Here is an 18,452-nt window from a genome sequence, read left to right on the forward strand (position 1 = left end):
TCACCCCTATCTGTGTTCCAATTGTTCAGCTATCCCCAACGCTATCCCTTTTGCCATAAGTGGAGGAACGGCATTACCGACTTGAACAAATTGCGCTGTTCTTGGGCCTTCAAAAAAATAACTATCAGGGAATGATTGGATACGAGCAGCTTCACGCACGGTAATGGAACGGTGCTGTTCTATATCTGGATGAATAAAATAGTGTCCATCCTTTGAAAGATGTGCAAGCACAGTGTGACAACAGGACTCATCACCCTCAACAACCTTAAAGCGATCTACAAAGGAATGTCTATTCTTGTGCGTTTTTAATTCTTCAGGCAAGTCATTGTAATTAAGGCGCTTGTGTCCATCGTTCCATAGATCTATTGCCCGTTTGTATATTTCAATATCACGGTCTTTATTAGGACGGCTCTTATGAAGCGTGAGAACATCATCCACTGTCCTAACTTCTGTATCAGATACACACTTGCTCCATGTTTTAGTTCTATATTCGGATGCTCCAAGACCTGGCTTCAATTTTGGAAGATCGGCCAGTAAATCGTTCACAGTAAACGAGCTTTCCTTTTTCAAAAAATCCGGATATGCCATACCGCTGTTTTTTAGCCAACCAATAATTATCATTCGACGACGATTCTGCAAAACCCCGAAATGCTTAGAATTTTGTTCACGCCACTCAATCTCATAGCCAACTCTGCGAAGATACTTTGTCAAATTCTTAAAGGTTGCTCCCTCATTTGCCGATGAGATACCCATTACATTTTCAAAAACAAACATTCTGGGTTGATAGCGCTTCAAAACTCTCGCGTACAGTTTATATAGCTCGTTTCTTGGATCTTCGGACATAGGATGATTCATGTGACTACTCTGTGCGCGTCCAACAAGAGAATAGGCTTGGCAAGGAGGCCCACCAATTATCACATCCACACTTTGAATGTTTCGAATTTTCATAATTCCGTCTATTGTCTTAAAAATGTCAGGGAGAGTGGTATCTGACATTGTCTCGCATATCACGGTTTTCTTAATACGATTAGGAATCTTCTGCAAAAACTCTTCTTGTGTCATCTCTCCACGCAAGTATTGATAATAAATGTCCAACTGCTTAGCTTGCTTTAGATAATAATACGAACTTCTTGTGACCAGTGTTTGAGCCGCAAACGGATTCATTTCTACATGAGCAATAGGATTGAAACCTGCTTGAATAAATCCTTCAGACAGCCCACCAGCTCCTGCAAACAAATCTATAAAATTGTACTTGCCCTCGCCAGGGATTCTACTTGGCATAACAATTCTCCTATTCCTTCTTTATTTCTCTTGCTCAAAAGCAAGCCAACTACTCTCAAGCGGTTCGTAGTCAGCATTATATTTGGTACAAAATTCTTTTATTTGTCGCATGGTAGACATATTGGGTTTGCTTTTTCCTGTCTCCCAACGGCTTACCGTTGTTAAATTCACATTAATTTCTTTTGCAAATGCCTCTTGTGAGTAGAATAGGCGTTGCCTCGTCTGTTTAATATTTTCTGCAAATGTCATATTCATCGTCTCCTTGGCTCTGAATGTACATAACTACTGCATTATTTTAGCACAAATTAGGCGTTTTGTCAATGAGAGTCAATGTTGTCGAAAGGGAAATTACAGCATCTTTTCTTTCTTTGGCAAGCAATACCTTTATATATACAAAGGCACAAAAACAAAAGGAACCCGCTTTCGCGGATTCCTATGTTTTCTGCTTGTTGAGGCATAACCTCAAACCCCATTAAACGAAGATTGCATCTTCGGCGGCGCACTGTTCCAGCGCTTATTTTTCTTAATGCTAACGCTCCTTCTGCTGTTCTGCTCTCACATTTTCTATACCAAACAGACCGACAAGGTTTGCCTGATAAGTCAGCAGATCGCGATATTCCGATTTTGCTTTATAGTATTCTGGGTATGCTGCCTTTTTCTCGCATAGCAGTTGAGCGTACTCCGCCCGAAGCTCTTTCAAAGACGACAATTTCTTTTTGTGTGTGCCGGCTGTTTTACCGGAATCATCCGATGGCAAAAGCTCGTCAAATACCTTTTTCGATTTCTTACAGAGTTCAATATCATCGGCGTGTTCCGTATAATACTTCTTAGAATAGCAAGGCTTACGATAGCCGGCATACACTTCCTTGGTCTTGAGGTAATTCGTGATATGCGTCTGGAGAACGGCAATTTCCTTCATGCGATGATCGGCACTGACAATATTTGTATGAAGCTGTCTCGCCTCAACTTCACTTCCTCCACAGATTCACAAAATGAAGAAAAATCATCTACGGTACTAAAACTAATACAGAAGTGCTTTTGGCTGCTGGGATTTGTACCCTGGTTAGTTCAGAAAAATCTTTTCTCTTTGCCATAAAAACTTCCTTTTGCTAGTCAGAACTGTCTATTTTTACTAACAATATCTTTCAGACTATCTCTCCAATTTGTCGAATTCTTAATTATCTATTATTATATCATATCCCAGACAGAAAACGCTCACTTCCTTCTACTTCAACACACTTTTAACCTTTTTCTTGGTAATGATGCGGTCGTTTTTGTTGGCTAGAGATTTGAGTCGGGCTTCGAGCAGGATTTTTCGACCTGCTTCGTTGCGGGTGTAGACGAGTTGGTAGTTGCCCAAATGTGGTGCGACGGCATCTAGGAAGAGCTGGGCATCTTCCTTGCGTTTTTCGAAGAGGCTAGGAACTACAAAATACTTGGACTGACCTGCTGGTGCTTTTTTAGCTACTAATAGATAGCGTTGATTGTCCACAGGGGCAAAGAATTCTCCTAAGACCTTGGAAAAGAGTTCCTTGTCTCGCATACTGCCACCTTTTAGATAGGCAAAGACGTTAAAGCTTTCCTTGTCCTCCTCGACCTGCACGCGCGACTGGTTATCAGACAAATGCCCTGCAGTCACCATGACCTTGCGAATGGCTTCACCGATCAGACGCAGCCGTTTATAAGGACTCTTGTAGCTGTAATATCGAAAGAATGTAATGACTAGGAAAAGGAAACAAAGAGCTGTCAACCATGGTAAGGCAAAGAAGGTTAGTCGAACGACATAAGCTAGGAGACTAATGGCAAATATCATCAGAGCATAGCGAAGCCACTTTTCAGCATCCGCTAGGGCAAGCAGAGGGATTCGTTTGCTGTCGGTCGCAACTTCATTGACAATCTCAATCTTATCAGCAACGATGAGAGAGTCCTGCCATTTTTTACGAAGAGAGGCGCGATCTTTGGATAGTTCCTTGATCTTGTCGTTATAGTCTTCAAGGTTCTTTTCCTTAAATGGGAACTCAGGAAAGTTCAAGCGATCCAGACCTGTTTCAATGGTATCTTCCTTATAGGACAAGCCAAGGAAGTGGTCCATACGACGGGCAAGGGTTTGTAGGTCTTGATAGGGATTGAGGTCTTGTTCCTCCTCTTGGTTTTCCTTTGAAAAGGCTGGATTTTTGTAAGGTTTGATGGCTACTAGGTGCCAGATATTACTGGTCTTATCTGGATGTCCTGGCCAGATACGGATGGCACGGCCCCGCATCTGATTGCTGAGCATAAAGCTTCCGACAAAACTTCCTAGGATGAGAGAGTTGACACAGGGGGCATCCCATCCTTCTCCCAAGAGAGACTTGGTTCCGACCAAGACCTGGATAGAACCTCGTTGGAAAAGCTCAGTTACTGCTACGACCATTCCCTTAGAGCTGGATGGAAATCCTACTTGGAGATATGCCCCTTGGTCGAGTTTCCCGATGGCAGAGAAGCTTAAACTAGTGTTTGGGATGAGTGCTTCAAGTTCTGCCTTGACACTGGCAGGTATGATCACGACACTACCAGAAAGGACTGCTATCGGGACAGACAAGCCTTGCTTTTGTGCACTTCTGCGAATGGTTTCAAAGTAAGGGAGGACTCCTAATTGCGTGATTGGTGCTTGGTCATCTCCCAGATAACTCGCAAAATCCTTACGGATATAGTCCGCCAAGACTAACTGTCTCAAGTCCTTTCCTAAACTAGCATACTCGGTCTCAAAGATTGATGCAATCCCAGCTAGTTTTCCTAGAGATTGGTTGAGAATTTGGTCATTGGCCTTGGATTTGACTAAGAAAACCTGACGTTTTTCAATCAATCCTCTTGATTTCAGTTCTGCTTCTATCTTTTTCTTTGTCTCCTGCGGATTCTCATACCAGTCAGGAATCTGATATAGAAGGCCTTGCAAGAGAACTTCTAGCCAATAATAATTGAGGGCAGGCAAGCCTTCAGCTCCTAGTAAATCTTGTAGATGCTTGGGAATTTCCTGTTTTTGAGCTTGTAGATAAATGAGGAGCGCTGAGAGATACTTAGGATCTTCAAGGAGCATATCCGCAGAAATTTCCCCTTTGAGGACCTTGGAACTCCGAATCAGCTCTTGGAAGTCAGGATCAACGACTAGTTGGCTGACATACTGCCACTTGGTGTCTTCAAACTCTTCCAGGCGCTTGTTCTCTTCCTTAGTCGGAAAACAGATATAGACAAAGTCCTGATGAGGGCAAAGAGTATCTTGCTTGACTAGTTCTGGAACTGTGATTTCTTGGTCAATTTCCCCACACATACGGATATAGCGTTCCCAGAGTTCAGGCTCGCTGTCATAAGGTGGGGTTGCTGTCAGTGAGATGACTTGTAGCTGTTCATATTGCTTGCGAAAAACTTCCAGACTTTTCCACCATTCATTGCGCAGGTGGTGGCATTCGTCCAAGCAGAAAGTAGTAACATTCTGAGCTCTTAGATTCGCAAGCAAATCAAACCCCACAAAATCCTCTTCTTCTCCATCTTCTTGTGATTGTAATTGGTTCATGGCACTATGAAAAGCCTGATAGGTCACAATCGTTAATGCCTTCATCTCCTTTAAGTTTTGGGAAACGAGGTCTGAAAGCCTCTGACCCTCCTCTAGAAAAGCAGTTTGAATCCTATCTACCCATTGTTCACGAATGGTGACAGTCGGAACTAAGATGAGGGCTGGGTTGCCAAAACGAGCGATTAGCTCGATACCAATGGTTGTCTTTCCAGACCCTGGAGCAGCCACTAGATGAACATGACCGTCTGCTTGATAGTCCTGAAAACGATCCAAGACCTGTTTTTGATATTGGCGCCAGCTTCCTTTAAAGTTTAAACCTAACATGATACCCCCTCATTCTATACCGTCATTTTCTTATTCTCATTTTACCACACTTATTTCTCCAGCCAGATAATCCAGATAGTTTTTCTCCACAAAATATGGTATAGTAGAATCATACTATCTATGAGGAGTTTACATGTCACAGGATAAGCAAATGAAAGCTGTTTCTCCCCTTCTGCAGCAAGTCATCAATATTTCATCTATCGTTGGGGGAGTCGGCACCTTGATTTTCTGTATTTGGGCCTATCAGGCAGGAGTCTTACAGTCCAAGGAAACCTTATCAGCCTTTATCCAGCAAGCTGGAGTTTGGGGGCCACCACTCTTTATCTTTTTACAGATCCTACAAACCGTCGTTCCGATCATTCCGGGAGCTTTGACCTCAGTGGCTGGGGTCTTTATTTACGGCCACATCATCGGGACTATCTATAACTATATCGGCATCGTGATTGGCTGTGCCATTATCTTTTACCTCGTGCGTCTCTATGGAGCTGCCTTTGTCCAGTCCGTCGTCAGCAAGCGCACCTATGACAAGTACATCGGTTGGCTAGATAAGGGCAATCGTTTCGAGCGGTTCTTTATCTTTATGATGATCTGGCCAGTTAGCCCAGCTGACTTTCTCTGCATGCTGGCAGCCCTGACCAAGATGACCTTCAAGCGCTATATGATTATCATCATTTTGACCAAGCCCTTTACCCTAGTGGTTTATACTTATGGTTTGACTTATATCATTGATTTCTTCTGGCAGATGTTTTGAGAATAGAAAATAGCATGATACTAAATATACTTTGGTATGGAAATCATGCCAACTTTTCGATAGTGAAGTGAGGACTTACCTAGCCTTTCCGCCGTGATAAAAACACCTGAAATCTAATGGTTTCAGGTGTTCGGAAACTTTGAGCCTAATGTCTCAAAGTTTAGGTATGGAATTTCGAAGAAAGTCGCTACCGTCCGTCATCACTTAAGGAAAGGCTCAAAAACATTTTCGTCAAACAAAACATCCGTTTGGTTTCCCAAGCGGATGTTTTGTTTATTTTATTTTGCGACACTCTTAGCAAGGACAAAATTTCCAAGTGTTGCGGAACCATTGCCTGCGACCGCTGGAGTCACGATGTAGTCACGCACGTCTGGTACTGGTAGGTAGCCGTTGAGAAGAGCTGTAAATTTCTCACGCACACGGTCCAGCATGTGTTGCTGTGCCATAACCCCACCACCAAAGACGATTACATCTGGACGGAAAGTCACTGTAGCATTGACCGCAGCTTGAGCGATATAGTAGGCTTGGACGTCCCAGACAGAGTTATTGAGTTCAATATTTTCACCACGAACACCTGTACGAGCTTCGAGACTTGGACCAGCCGCAAAGCCTTCCAAACAGCCTTTGTGGAAAGGACAAACGCCATTAAATTCTTTTTCAATATCCATTGGGTGTTTGGCTACATAGTAGTGACCCATTTCAGGGTGACCGACACCACCGATAAACTCACCACGTTGGATAACACCTGCACCGATACCTGTCCCGATTGTGTAGTAAACCAAGTTTTCGATACGGCCGCCAGCATTGTTACGAGCCACTACTTCACCATAGGCAGAGCTGTTTACGTCGGTTGTAAAATACATGGGTACGTTGAGGGTGCGGCGAAGGGCACCAAGTAGGTCTACATTTGCCCAGTGAGGTTTTGGAGTCGTTGTGATAAAGCCATAGGTTTTTGAGTTTTTATCGATATCAATGGGACCGAAGGAACCGATGGCAAGGCCTGCAAGATTATCGAATTTTGAAAAGAATTCGATGGTTTTATCGATGGTCTCGATAGGAGTTGTTGTAGGAAACTGTGTTTTTTCTACAACGTTAAAATTTTCATCTCCGACAGCACAGACAAACTTTGTACCGCCCGCTTCTAAGCTTCCATATAATTTTGTCATGATAAACCTCTTATCTTTGTTTTCTCTATTATAGCACATTTTAAAGGGCTAGATTTCTCAATATTTTAGATTTTCCTCTGTAAATCTTACCATCCAAGTAAAAACGAACAAACATGATATTTGTTCGTTTTGTTTTTAGATTTGATTTTCGAAGAAGACTAGGCTTTCACTTCGATGATAGCGTCACCCTTAACAACTGAACCGCTTGCGACTGGTGTCACAGAAGCGTAGTCTGCTGTGTTGGTTACGATAACCATTGTTGTGTCGTCAAGACCTGCAGCAGCGATTTTGTTTGAGTCAAAGGTTCCAAGAACGTCACCAGCTTTAACCTTGTCGCCTTGAGCAACCTTTTGTTCAAAGCCTTCACCGTTCATAGTCACCGTATCGATACCAACGTGGATCAAGATCTCAGCTCCATTTGCTGTCTTCAAACCATAAGCATGTCCTGTAGCAAAGGCAATCGATACTTCTGCATCAGCTGGTGCGTAAACCACACCTTGGCTTGGTTTTACAGCAATCCCTTGTCCCATTGCACCACTTGAAAAGACTGGGTCATTAACATTCTCGAGAGCAACTACGTCACCAACGATTGGAGTTTGGATTGTTTCATTTTGAGGAGCTACTGAAATTTCTTCATTTGCCTCTGTAGCTTCTTCAGAAACTGTCTCTTCTGCCACTTCTGTTTCTTCTTTGTAACCAAAAGCATAAGTCAATCCGAAACCAAGAGCAGTTGTTACTAGGACCATAAAGATATACTGGAGAAGTTGACCATTGATGTAGAGAAGTGTTCCAGGAATGATCGTAATACCAAAGCTAGTACCTGCCAAACCTAGAATGTTTGCTAACCAACCACCAGCAGCACCGGCGATAAGCCCCATGATAAATGGTTTACCATAGCGAAGATTGATACCAAAAATAGCTGGTTCAGTGATACCAAGTCCAGCAGAAAGTGCAGCTGGGAAGGCAAGAGCTTTAATTTTTGGATTCTTTGTTTTCACACCAACAGCAAGAGTTGCTCCAAGTTGAGCAGTCATAGCTGCTGTAATAATAGCATTAAGAGGATCTGAACCTGTAGAAGTAACTAGGTTAGACTCCAATAGATTGAAGATATGGTGAACACCCGTAACGACGATAACCTGATGAACACCACCAAGGATTAATCCACCTAGACCCATTGGGAGACTGAGCAACCAAACAGTAGCAACTTTGACGTAGCTTTCAACTTCATGGAATACAGGTCCAATGACAAACAAGGCCAAAATAGACATTACTAAGAAAGTCAAGAATGGTACAAGGAGTAAGTCTAATACATCTGGAATACGCTTACGGAGCCACTTTTCAAGTTTCGCACCGGTCAATCCGACGAAGAAAGCAGGTAAAACTGAGTTCTGATATCCGACAACTTTGATAAAGCCAAAGAAGATAATTGGTTGAGCATCACCTGAAGCAACAGCCCAAGCATTTGGCAAGGATGAGTTAACCATCATCAATCCTAAGACTAAACCAAGCAAAGGATTTCCACCGAATACACGAAAGGCTGACCAACAGATCAAGGCTGGGAAGAAGGCGAAGGCTGTATCTGTCAATACAACTGAATAAGTATAGAAGTTTGTTGCTTTAAAGGCTTCTGCAGTTGTTCCAAACAAAGCCAAAACTTGATCTTGAACAATAGCCCCACGAATTCCCATAAACAAACCAGTCGCAACGATTGCTGGCAAAAGTGGTACAAAAACGTCACCGAAAGTACGGATAGCACGTTGGAACCAGTTTCCTTGTTTAGCAGCTTCTGCTTTCATGTCTTCTTTAGAAGATGTTGGCAAACCGAGTGCAACCACTTCGTCGTACATCTTGTTTACTGTACCAGTACCAAAGATGATTTGGTATTGGCCTGAGTTAAAGAAAGCTCCTTGAACTTTATCCAAGTTCTCAATCACTTCCTTATTGATTTTCCCTTCATCTTTGACCATGACACGTAGACGAGTCGCACAGTGGGCTACACTGTTGACATTTTCACGTCCGCCAAGGGCTTCGATGACCTTTTTTGCAATATCCTGATTGTTCATTTGCAAAAATCTCCTTATAAAATTTTGTTCTTGTTTGAAAGCGATTTTATTCGCCCTACGACTATTATTTTATCATGTTTCTAAAATATGTCAAGCGTTTTGCAGAAATTTTTATTCCCTTTCTTTTTTCTCTGATTATTTTTGCTCGTTTTTGAGGGAAATTCTCTTTTTCCTCAAAAAAATATCTTTATACTTGAGGAATCAAGGCTTTTATTTACATTTTCTTTCATTTTTTCGTGAAAATTTGCCAGATTTCCTTCACTTGATTTCTGGCAATCGTTTGATATATTTTTCTTTTTTTTAACATAAAAGACTTGCTTTTTTTGCCGAAAACGTTTACTATTAATAATAGAATAGAACTTTTGGAGGAAAGATAAAATGGAATGGACAACCGAGCGCCGTTATAGACGCTATGAAGACTGGTCTAATGATGAAATCAAACAAATCAAGGAAACGATGGCACAATCTCCTTGGCATACTCGTTACCATGTCGAGCCTAAAATGGGACTTCTCAATGATCCAAATGGCTTTTCTTATTTTGATGGCAAATGGATTCTCTTTTACCAGAACTTCCCCTTTGGTGCAGCCCACGGTTTAAAATCTTGGGCGCAGCTAGAAAGTGATGATTTGGTTCACTTTAGAGAAACTGGAGTCAAAGTTTTGCCAGATACTCCATTGGATAGCCACGGTGCCTACTCTGGTTCTGCCATGCAGTTTGGCGATAACTTGTTCCTATTTTATACAGGAAATGTCCGTGATGAAAACTGGATCCGTCACCCTTACCAAATTGGTGCTTTGATGGATAAGGATGGCAAGATTACAAAGATTGACAAGATCTTGATTGACCAGCCATCAGACTCTACTGACCACTTCCGCGACCCGCAAATTTTTAACTTCAAAGGTCAATACTATGCTATCGTCGGTGGACAGGATTTGGATAAAAAAGGCTTCGTCCGTCTCTACAAGGCTGTTGACAACGATTACACAAACTGGCAAGCAGTTGGCGACCTTGACTTCGCTAACGATCGCACTGCCTACATGATGGAATGCCCAAATCTGGTCTTTGTAGGGGAGCAACCTGTCCTTCTCTACTGTCCACAAGGATTGGATAAGATTGTTCTAGACTATGATAATATCTATCCAAATATGTACAAAATCGGGGCTTCCTTTGATCCTGAAAATGCCAAAATGGTAGATGTGTCTCCATTGCAAAATCTAGACTATGGTTTTGAAGCCTATGCGACTCAAGCCTTCAACGCTCCGGATGGACGTACATTGGCAGTAAGCTGGCTTGGGTTACCAGATGTTTCTTACCCATCTGACCGTTTTGACCACCAAGGAACCTTCTCTTTGGTCAAGGAACTCACTATCAAAGACGGCAAACTCTACCAATATCCAGTCGCAGCCGTCAAAGAACTTCGTTCTTCTGAAGAGGTCTTCTCAAATCGTACTCAAACCAAAAATACCTATGAACTCGAGCTTAACTTGGAGGCCAATAGCCAAAGCGAGATTGTCTTGCTCGCTGATAAAGAAGGCAAGGGACTTTCCATCAACTTTGACCTTGTAAACGGTCAAGTGACAGTGGATCGTAGCCAAGCTGGTGAACAGTACGCCCAAGAATTTGGTACAACTCGTTCTTGCCCTATCAATAACCAAGCTACAACAGCCACTATCTTCATCGACAAGTCAGTCTTTGAAATTTTCATCAATAAAGGAGAAAAAGTATTTTCTGGTCGTGTTTTCCCACATGCGGACCAAAACGGTATCCTCATCAAGTTTGGAAACCCAACTGGAACTTACTATGAATTAGATTATGGTCGCAAAACTAACTGATGTCGCAAAACTTGCAGGCGTCAGCCCTACTACCGTCTCACGGGTCATCAATAAAAAGGGTTATCTATCTGAGAAAACCATCCAAAAGGTTAATGAAGCCATGCGAGAGCTAGGCTACAAGCCCAATAATCTGGCTCGAAGTCTTCAAGGAAAATCTGCCAAGTTGATTGGACTCATTTTTCCAAACATCAGTCATGTCTTTTATGCGGAGTTGATTGATAAATTGGAACACCAACTCTTCAAAAATGGCTACAAGACCATCATCTGTAACAGCGAACACGACTCTGAAAAAGAACGGGAATACATTGAAATGCTGGAGGCCAACCAGGTCGATGGTATCATTTCTGGAAGTCACAACTTGGGAATCGAAGACTACAATCGTGTGACAGCACCGATCATTTCCTTTGACCGAAATCTATCACCAGACATCCCTGTCGTCTCCTCTGATAACTACGGAGGCGGGGTCCTCGCCGCCCAAACTTTGGTCAAGACAGGCGCCCAGTCTATCATCATGATTACAGGAAATGACAACTCCAACTCACCAACTGGACTCCGCCACGCTGGATTTGCCTCTGTTCTCCCGAAAGCACCTATTATCAATGTTTCGAGCGACTTTTCTCCCGTCAGAAAAGAAATGGAAATCAAGAATATCTTGACCCATCAGAAACCAGATGCTATCTTTGCTTCGGATGATTTGACAGCTATCCTGGTTATCAAAATCGCTCAGGAGCTAGGTATCTCTGTTCCTGATGAGCTCAAGGTCATCGGCTATGATGGGACTTACTTTATCGAGAACTACTATCCTCATTTGACAACGATTAAGCAACCTATGAAAGAGATTGCCCACCTCACTGTTGATCTTCTCTTGCAGAAGATCGAAGGCAAAGAGGTCGCGACAACCGGTTACTTCTTACCCGTCACCCTATTACCAGGAAAAAGTATTTAAGTACAAGAAAACTCAGACTGATTCGTCTGAGTTTTTTTATGATCTTAAGTTTTCTAGATAGCGCTGGGCTGTCTCTAAGTTAAAGGTTTTATCTGCGATGAGACGCTCAACGAGGGGAGCAACTTCAGACTCACTAGCACCAGCTAGGAGAGCTAGGGATTTGGCCTGCAATTTCATGTGACCTTGCTGGATGCCCGTACTGACCAAGGCTTTGAGGGCCGCAAAGTTTTGGGCAAGACCGATAGACACGATAATCTGAGCTAATTCCTTGGCAGAAGGATTTCCCAGTAGTTCATGACTGAGGGCTACACGAGGGTTGAGACCGATAGAGCCACCCTTGGTCGCTACAGGCATGGGCAGTGTCATCTCACCAACCAATTCTTCCGAGTCCCTATCTAGACTCCATCGACTTAAACCTTGATAGCGTCCATCTCGACTAGCAAAGGCATGGGCACCAGCTTCGATGGCACGCCAGTCATTACCAGTAGCAATCAAAATGGCATCAATACCATTAAAAATCCCTTTATTGTGAGTAGTCGCTCGGTAAGGATCAGCCTGTGCAAACTGGCTGGCCAAGGCTATTTTCTCTGCAATTTCTCGTCCTTTATCCTTTTGAGGGTTCAAGTAGCGAAAGGCAATACGACAACTTGCTGTCACTAGAGAATCTGTCGCGTAATTGGACAAAATTCCCATGAGACTCTGTCCCTGACTGAGCTCTTCTAAGACTGGCTTCAAGGCTTCTAGCATGGTATTGAGCATATTAGCCCCCATGGCTTCCTGGGTATCGATATGGAGATAGACGACGAGAAAATCTGTTTCACCTTTGATCTGCTCTACATGCAAATCACGCGCCCCACCACCGCGTTTAACGATGGAAGGATAGGCTTGATTGGCAAGTTCCAAGAGTTCCGCCTTCTTGCTGGCAATCTTCTCTTGCGCTTGTTCAGGTTCAGCAACTTGATAAAGGGCTACCTGACCGATCATCTGGCGCTCATGTACTTGAGCAGTAAAGCCACCTGCTCGCTTGATGATTTTGCTAGCATAGCTGGCCGCAGCAACCACTGAGGGTTCTTCTGTCACATAGGGAACTGTGTAGTCCTGACCGTTCACCAAAAGCTCTGGAACGATCGAATAAGGCAGAGAAAAAGTTCCTACCACATTCTCACTCAGCTGGTCTGCAATGGCCAAGCTGACTTGTTCATCCTGCTCGAGACTCGTTTGCTTTTCAGGACTAAGGAGCGCCTGAGCTCGCAACAACTCCAGGCGCTCATGGTATGATTTTTTAGAAAATCCATTCCAACTTATCTTCATTATTTTTCAACCTTGCTATAACGGCGTTGGTGGTCGACAATTTCAACCAAGGCATAGTCTTGATGTTCATAGCCTGCAAATTGGGCTGAACCAGACTCATCCAACTGCAATTCTTCGAAGAAGACTTTTTCATAGTCTGCAACAGACAATGCTGTACGTTGTTTAAGTTTGCTCAAGCGGTCCTTATCAAGGTAAGCCTCATAGCCTTCGACCAATTCACCACTAAAGAACTCTGAAACCGCTCCACTTCCGTAACTGTAGAGGGCAATTTTATCTCCAGCCTTCAAAGTCTCTGCATTTTCCAAAAGGGAGAGAAGCCCAAGGAAAAGGGAACCTGTATAGATATTCCCAATCATCTGACTGTAGAGAATGGACTTATCAAAGTTCTCTTGCAAACTATCCTGTTTTTCTTTAGACAAAGTTTTGTCTATCATCTTGCGCAAACCTTTTAGGGCCAACTTAGGATAAGGTAAATGGAAGCAGATAGCTGCAAAGTCATCCATAGTCCAATCATAGCGTTTCTTATACTCATCCCAAGTCGTTGTCAGGCAATCAAGATACTGTTGGGTCGAGTACATGCCGTTTACATAAGGAGTGCTTGAGTAGTTCGGACGCCAAAAATCCATGATGTCGCGTGTTTGGGCAACGTTATCGTTGTTAAAGACCATAATGCGTGGATTTTGCGTGATTAGCATGGCCACACTTCCAGCACCCTGGGTTGGCTCACCCGGAGTTGCCACACCATACTTGGCAATATCACTAGCAATGACCAAAACCTTAGACTCTGGAGAATTTTCCACATGCAATTTAGCATAATGAAGGGCAGCTGTCGCTCCATAGCAGGCTTCTTTGATTTCAAAGCTACGGGCGAAAGGCTGAATGCCTAACAAGCCATGAACAAAGACCGCTGCTGCCTTACTCTGGTCAATTCCTGACTCGGTCGCCACGATGACCATGTCGATTTCTTCTTTTTCTTTGTCTGTTAGAATAGAGTTGCTTGCACTAGCTGCCAAGGTAACAATGTCCTCAGTCAGTGGCGCAATACTAATTTCATTTAACAAGAGTCCCTTGCTAAATTTTTCGGGGTCAACTCCCCTCGCTTCTGCTAAGTCTTGTAATTTCAAGACATATTGACTGGTCGCAAAACCAATCTTATCAATACCGATTGTCATATTTACCTCTGTTTTTTCATTCATTGTAAAAAATCGTTTCATTCTATTTTATCACAAATAGGGACAAAAGAGAGAAAAAAGACTTGATTCACCAAATCAAGCCTTTTCTTTGACAGCCTTAGGAGGAGATTCCTCGTTGTTTTCGGATATAGTAATAAAGTTTTAAAATCACCGTTCCACTCGCCATCCCGATAGAAATGACCAGAGCTAACATCACCACCAAAGTCGCGCTGGCAATAGCATGGCTGTAATCACCTGTCACAAAGAAAGCTGTCGTTCGATAGGATAAATAACCCGGCACCAAGGGGGCAAGAATGGCCAAGACAAAAACTACCGCTGGTGTCTTATAGACAATACTTAAAATCTGGCTGATGCAAGAGCCAATTACTGCTGCGATAAAGGTCGCGACAATAACATTGGTTGGTTCTTTGAGCACGAGATAGAGGAGCCAAACGCCCATTCCCAAAACACCACCAGGTAGGAGCATGGAGCGTTGAACATTCAGTACGATTAGAAAGGTGATAATGGCGAGTAAACTCGCCACTGCTTGGAGCAAAATACTTGTTAGAGTCATCTTATGTCATCAAAACTAGGGCGACGGAGGTACCGGCCCCTAAAGCGAGGGTAATGAGCAGGGATTCAAACATCTTGCTCATACCAGAGTTGATATGGTTGGTCATGATATCCCGAACTGCATTTGTCAGAGCAATCCCTGGAACAAAAGGCATGACGGCTCCCGCTATGATCAAGTCTGCCGTCGAAGGAAATCCTGTATAGCGGGCCCAGAACTGGGCAATCAAGCCAAAAACAAAGGCTCCCGCAAAGGCGGTTACAAAAGGAATGCGGACAAACTTCTCTACATAGAGAGAGAAAGCAAAACCAAGTAAGGTCGCAATGGCTGCACCAAAAGCATCATAGGTATTCCCCCCGAACATAATCGAGAAAAAAGGGGCACTGAGAGTTGCTGCAATAGTCACTTGGAACTTGGTATAAGGAAGAGCTTGATTTCTGATTTCCTTTAGCCTTTCAAAGGCTGTCGAAAGATCAATCTGCCCTCCGACAAGCTCCCGTGATACTTGGTTGACATCACAGACTTTTTCAATGTTATAAGAGGATGAGGTCACCCGTTTCATCCGAGAAATATTGGTGTTTTCAATAGAAAAGAAAATAGCTGCGGGCATGGCAAGAACATTGCAATCCATTATTCCCTGCGAATGGGCAATACGGATCATCGTATCCTCAACCCGATGAATCTCTGAGCCACTTTTCAGGAGAATGGTTCCTGCTAGCATAATCACATCAATGACGGCATTCAACTCTCTCGATTCGTCCATTTTCTCCTCCTTTTTTCTACTTCCTATATTTTATCACAAAATCTTGTGAAAAAAAATCTTTGTCATGAAATCATGACAAAGATTCGTTTAATCTCGAGAACTTTCGCGAGATCCTTCATTATTGGATGAACTGCTAGAAGGAGTATTCCCTTGTTGATTTCCTTGTTGGTTCCCCTGGTTTGGACTTGTAGGAGAACCCTGGTTTCCACGTTGGGCAGGATTAGAAGATGAAGTTGATGGTGGTGTTTTTGGTTTGTAGATGGAAAGTTTGATACGCGTACTTGCGAGATCAACCAGTTCTCCTGCTCTTGGCGTTTGATCTACAACCGTGCCCTCTTTTGTTCCTTCAGGAGTCGATACTTCAACAACTTCGATATTAGCCTCTTTTACACCGACAATCTGAGTCAGATTATTCTTAGTAAATTCAAGACTTGAGCCGATGTAGCTAGGCATGCTGACACTAGTCACCTTCTTAGCTACTGTTAAGGTAATCGTAGTAGCTTTTGAGAGATCATAAGTCGAACCCGAAGCAGGAGTCTGTCTAAGGATGGTTCCAGGTTCACTTTCGCTGGATTCTTCCTCTTCCATCTTGATTAGATTTTCAGGAACCTTCTTCTCCTTGAGTTCGGCTACAACATCCGTATACTTACGTCCGACGTAATTGCTCAATTGGAAAGATTGCTTCCCAGAAGAAACAATCAAATTGACCTTGGTTCCTTCTTTTCGGCCACTACCAGCTTCTGGATCCGTTCGAATAACGCGTCCTTCCGCTACTGTATCGCTAGCCTCCGATTTCTCTTCACCAGCTTCAAACTTGGATTTTTTGAGTGCTTCTTTGGCCTCTGCAACGGTTTGTCCAGCCACATCAGGAATGGGAATCGTTGCAGGTGTTCTAGACAAAATCCAGATTAAAGAGGCCGCAACCAATAGAAGACTAGCCAAAAGAATCATATAACGAGCCTTAAACTTCCGTTTCTTGGCTGGCTTTGGAGCTGGAGCCGGCTCTGCCACTGGTTGAGTTGGTTTCTTTGGCTGAGGGCGTTCTTCTTGCGCCGGAGCTTTAGGAATCGATGTCAGTGTACTTTGTGGAACTTTAGGTAAAGTCTTAGTGTCTGCCTTACTCGCATCGTCAAAGACCAGTTTCGGTTCATTCCGACGATTATAAGACAAGCTAGTTGACAAGTCCACATACATTTCTGAAACAGACTGATAACGGTCTGACAACTTCTTAGCAGTTGCCTTGATGACAACATTTTCTAAAGCCTGAGGGACAGATGGATTTTCAGCTATGACGGACGGTAGTGGCTTCTGGAAATGCTGGAGGGCAATCGTAACCGCACTATCCCCATCATAAGGGATATGTCCCGTTAGCATCTCATAGAAGATAATCCCCATTGCATAGATATCACTCTGGAAGGTCGCTTTAGAACCACGTGCTTGCTCAGGTGACAAATAATGAACAGAACCCAGCATTGAGTTCGTCTGGGTCAGACTGGTCTCCGCAAAGGCTACTGCAATCCCAAAGTCCGTGACCTTAGCTGTGCCGTCAGGTGTCAAGAGGATATTTTGAGGTTTCAAATCCCGGTGAACAATTCCTCGAGTATGGGCTAAGCGCATGGCCAAGAGGATTTGCCCCATGATCCGAACTGCTTCTTCATTTGAAAGAGGATAGTGTTCTTTGATATAACGCTTGAGGTCAAGGCCTGCTACGTATTCCATAGCTAGGTACTGTTGACCGTCTTCCTCACCAATATCTGTTATCCGAACGATATGAGGATGGTCCAGATCCGCCATGGCCCTCGCTTCCCGCTGGAAACGTGCCACAGCAATCGGGTCCGTCTGGTAGTTGGTCCTCAGGACCTTCACTGCCACTTCTTCCCCGTCTAGGATCAAATCCTTGGCCAAGTAAACATCTGCCATGCCTCCTCGACCAATCTGCTTGACAATCCGATACCGCCCGGCAAAAATCTTGCCGATTTGGATCATTCTGCTGCCTCCTCGTTCATGTAAACAAGGGCAACCGTAATGTTGTCTAAACCTCCTGCATTGTTAGCGAAGCGAATGAGGGTTGCCGCCTTGTCTGCTAGGGAAATATCGCTAGTTACGATATCATAAATCTCACTTGCCGAAATCATATTGGTCAAACCATCACTATTGAGCAAGAGATAATCTCCTGACTCCAGTGTAATCATCCCAAAATCTGGCTGGATTTCATCTTTTTGTCCGATAGACTGGGTGATGATATTCTTTTGAGGGTGAGTTTCTGCTTCTTCTGGAGTCAATTGACCAGCCTTGAGCAATTCGTTGACCAAGGAATGGTCACTCGTCAACTGGTGGTATTCTTCTCCACGAATCAAACCAATACGAGAATCTCCAATGTGAGCATAGATGGCTTGGTTGTCAATAAACGCAACAGCTTCTAGCGTTGTTCCCATGCCTCTGTAGGCTTCGTCCTGACCTAGTTGATGAATTTTTTGATTTTCAATCTCCAGGTAGTGAGCAAACCACTCACGAACTTCATTGACTGAGTCAATTTGGGTATCCACCCAAGCCACACCAAGGTCTGTTACCGCCATCTCACTAGCGATATTTCCTGCACGGTGTCCTCCCATCCCGTCAGCCAAGATGATCATAGTGCGTCCTGCTCGGTTGACAAAGTGATTGACATAGTCCTGATTATTTGTCCGTTTCTGACCAACATCTGTTAATAATGCTATTTCCATT

The 18,452-nt window shown here is 43.5% G+C and carries 15 protein-coding genes; 3 read left to right on the forward strand and 12 right to left on the reverse strand.

The genetic code is table 11. The features are described 5' to 3' along the window. Positions 1-6: 6 nt before the first annotated feature. The 4 genes from NYE79_RS07960 to NYE79_RS07975 all read right to left on the reverse strand — a co-directional run bounded on the left by NYE79_RS07960 (position 7) and on the right by NYE79_RS07975 (position 5,152). The gene (locus tag NYE79_RS07960) at positions 7-1,281 is read right to left on the reverse strand and encodes a DNA cytosine methyltransferase (protein ID WP_339293673.1); all 1,275 of its coding nucleotides are present in this window, start codon (positions 1,279-1,281) and stop codon (positions 7-9) included. Positions 1,282-1,302: 21 nt separating this feature from the next. Continuing rightward, entirely contained in the window at positions 1,303-1,530 is a 228-nt protein-coding gene (locus tag NYE79_RS07965) for a helix-turn-helix transcriptional regulator (RefSeq protein WP_200370330.1), read from the reverse strand. Between the two features lie 280 nt (positions 1,531-1,810). Beyond that, on the reverse strand, positions 1,811-2,200 hold the full coding sequence (locus NYE79_RS07970; RefSeq protein WP_200370331.1) for a hypothetical protein: 390 nt from the start codon (positions 2,198-2,200) through the stop codon (positions 1,811-1,813). A gap of 306 nt (positions 2,201-2,506) precedes the next feature. Next, positions 2,507-5,152 (reverse strand): DEAD/DEAH box helicase family protein, encoded by a 2,646-nt coding sequence (locus tag NYE79_RS07975; RefSeq protein ID WP_339293674.1) that lies wholly within the window; start codon positions 5,150-5,152, stop codon positions 2,507-2,509. 133 nt (positions 5,153-5,285) lie between these two features. On the opposite strand from NYE79_RS07975, the gene NYE79_RS07980 reads away from it, so the two are divergent. Further along, the gene (locus NYE79_RS07980) at positions 5,286-5,903 is read left to right on the forward strand and encodes a TVP38/TMEM64 family protein (RefSeq protein WP_000076176.1); all 618 of its coding nucleotides are present in this window, start codon (positions 5,286-5,288) and stop codon (positions 5,901-5,903) included. A 278-nt stretch (positions 5,904-6,181) separates the two neighbouring features. Here NYE79_RS07980 and scrK read toward each other — a convergent pair whose 3' ends face one another. After that, on the reverse strand, positions 6,182-7,069 hold the full coding sequence (scrK, locus tag NYE79_RS07985; RefSeq protein WP_049519317.1) for a fructokinase ScrK: 888 nt from the start codon (positions 7,067-7,069) through the stop codon (positions 6,182-6,184). 158 nt (positions 7,070-7,227) lie between these two features. Beyond that, positions 7,228-9,132 (reverse strand): sucrose-specific PTS transporter subunit IIBC, encoded by a 1,905-nt coding sequence (locus tag NYE79_RS07990; protein ID WP_049519319.1) that lies wholly within the window; start codon positions 9,130-9,132, stop codon positions 7,228-7,230. A 378-nt stretch (positions 9,133-9,510) separates the two neighbouring features. Between NYE79_RS07990 and NYE79_RS07995 the strand changes: the two genes are divergently transcribed. Then, positions 9,511-10,965, forward strand: coding sequence for a sucrose-6-phosphate hydrolase (locus NYE79_RS07995; RefSeq protein WP_049519321.1), 1,455 nt, complete (start codon positions 9,511-9,513; stop codon positions 10,963-10,965). After that, positions 10,946-11,911 carry a LacI family DNA-binding transcriptional regulator gene (locus NYE79_RS08000; RefSeq protein ID WP_000225990.1) on the forward strand — a complete coding sequence of 322 codons (966 nt, stop codon included), beginning with the start codon at positions 10,946-10,948 and terminating at the stop codon, positions 11,909-11,911. Before NYE79_RS07995 ends, NYE79_RS08000 begins: the two co-directional genes overlap by 20 nt. A 36-nt stretch (positions 11,912-11,947) precedes the next feature. Here NYE79_RS08000 and NYE79_RS08005 read toward each other — a convergent pair whose 3' ends face one another. The 6 genes from NYE79_RS08005 to NYE79_RS08030 all read right to left on the reverse strand — a co-directional run bounded on the left by NYE79_RS08005 (position 11,948) and on the right by NYE79_RS08030 (position 18,451). After that, positions 11,948-13,222: a hydroxymethylglutaryl-CoA reductase, degradative gene (locus NYE79_RS08005; RefSeq protein WP_049519323.1), complete on the reverse strand. Its 1,275-nt coding sequence runs from the start codon at positions 13,220-13,222 to the stop codon at positions 11,948-11,950. Continuing rightward, positions 13,222-14,394 carry a hydroxymethylglutaryl-CoA synthase gene (locus tag NYE79_RS08010; RefSeq protein WP_049519472.1) on the reverse strand — a complete coding sequence of 391 codons (1,173 nt, stop codon included), beginning with the start codon at positions 14,392-14,394 and terminating at the stop codon, positions 13,222-13,224. Before NYE79_RS08010 ends, NYE79_RS08005 begins: the two co-directional genes overlap by 1 nt. Before the next feature lie 118 nt (positions 14,395-14,512). Further along, positions 14,513-14,968 carry a threonine/serine exporter family protein gene (locus NYE79_RS08015; RefSeq protein ID WP_000176909.1) on the reverse strand — a complete coding sequence of 152 codons (456 nt, stop codon included), beginning with the start codon at positions 14,966-14,968 and terminating at the stop codon, positions 14,513-14,515. 1 nt (position 14,969) lies between these two features. Continuing rightward, complete coding sequence (locus NYE79_RS08020) at positions 14,970-15,728, reverse strand: threonine/serine exporter family protein (RefSeq protein WP_251463945.1); 759 nt, start codon at positions 15,726-15,728, stop codon at positions 14,970-14,972. 87 nt (positions 15,729-15,815) lie between these two features. Then, positions 15,816-17,714 carry a Stk1 family PASTA domain-containing Ser/Thr kinase gene (gene pknB, locus NYE79_RS08025; protein WP_251463947.1) on the reverse strand — a complete coding sequence of 633 codons (1,899 nt, stop codon included), beginning with the start codon at positions 17,712-17,714 and terminating at the stop codon, positions 15,816-15,818. Beyond that, positions 17,711-18,451, reverse strand: a complete 741-nt coding sequence (locus NYE79_RS08030) for a Stp1/IreP family PP2C-type Ser/Thr phosphatase (protein ID WP_000401527.1) — start codon at positions 18,449-18,451, stop codon at positions 17,711-17,713. Before NYE79_RS08030 ends, pknB begins: the two co-directional genes overlap by 4 nt. Between the last annotated feature and the right edge of the window lies 1 nt (position 18,452).

The organism is Streptococcus sp. FSL W8-0197, assembly GCF_037963785.1.
GTDB classification, from domain to species: domain Bacteria; phylum Bacillota; class Bacilli; order Lactobacillales; family Streptococcaceae; genus Streptococcus; species Streptococcus oralis_CQ.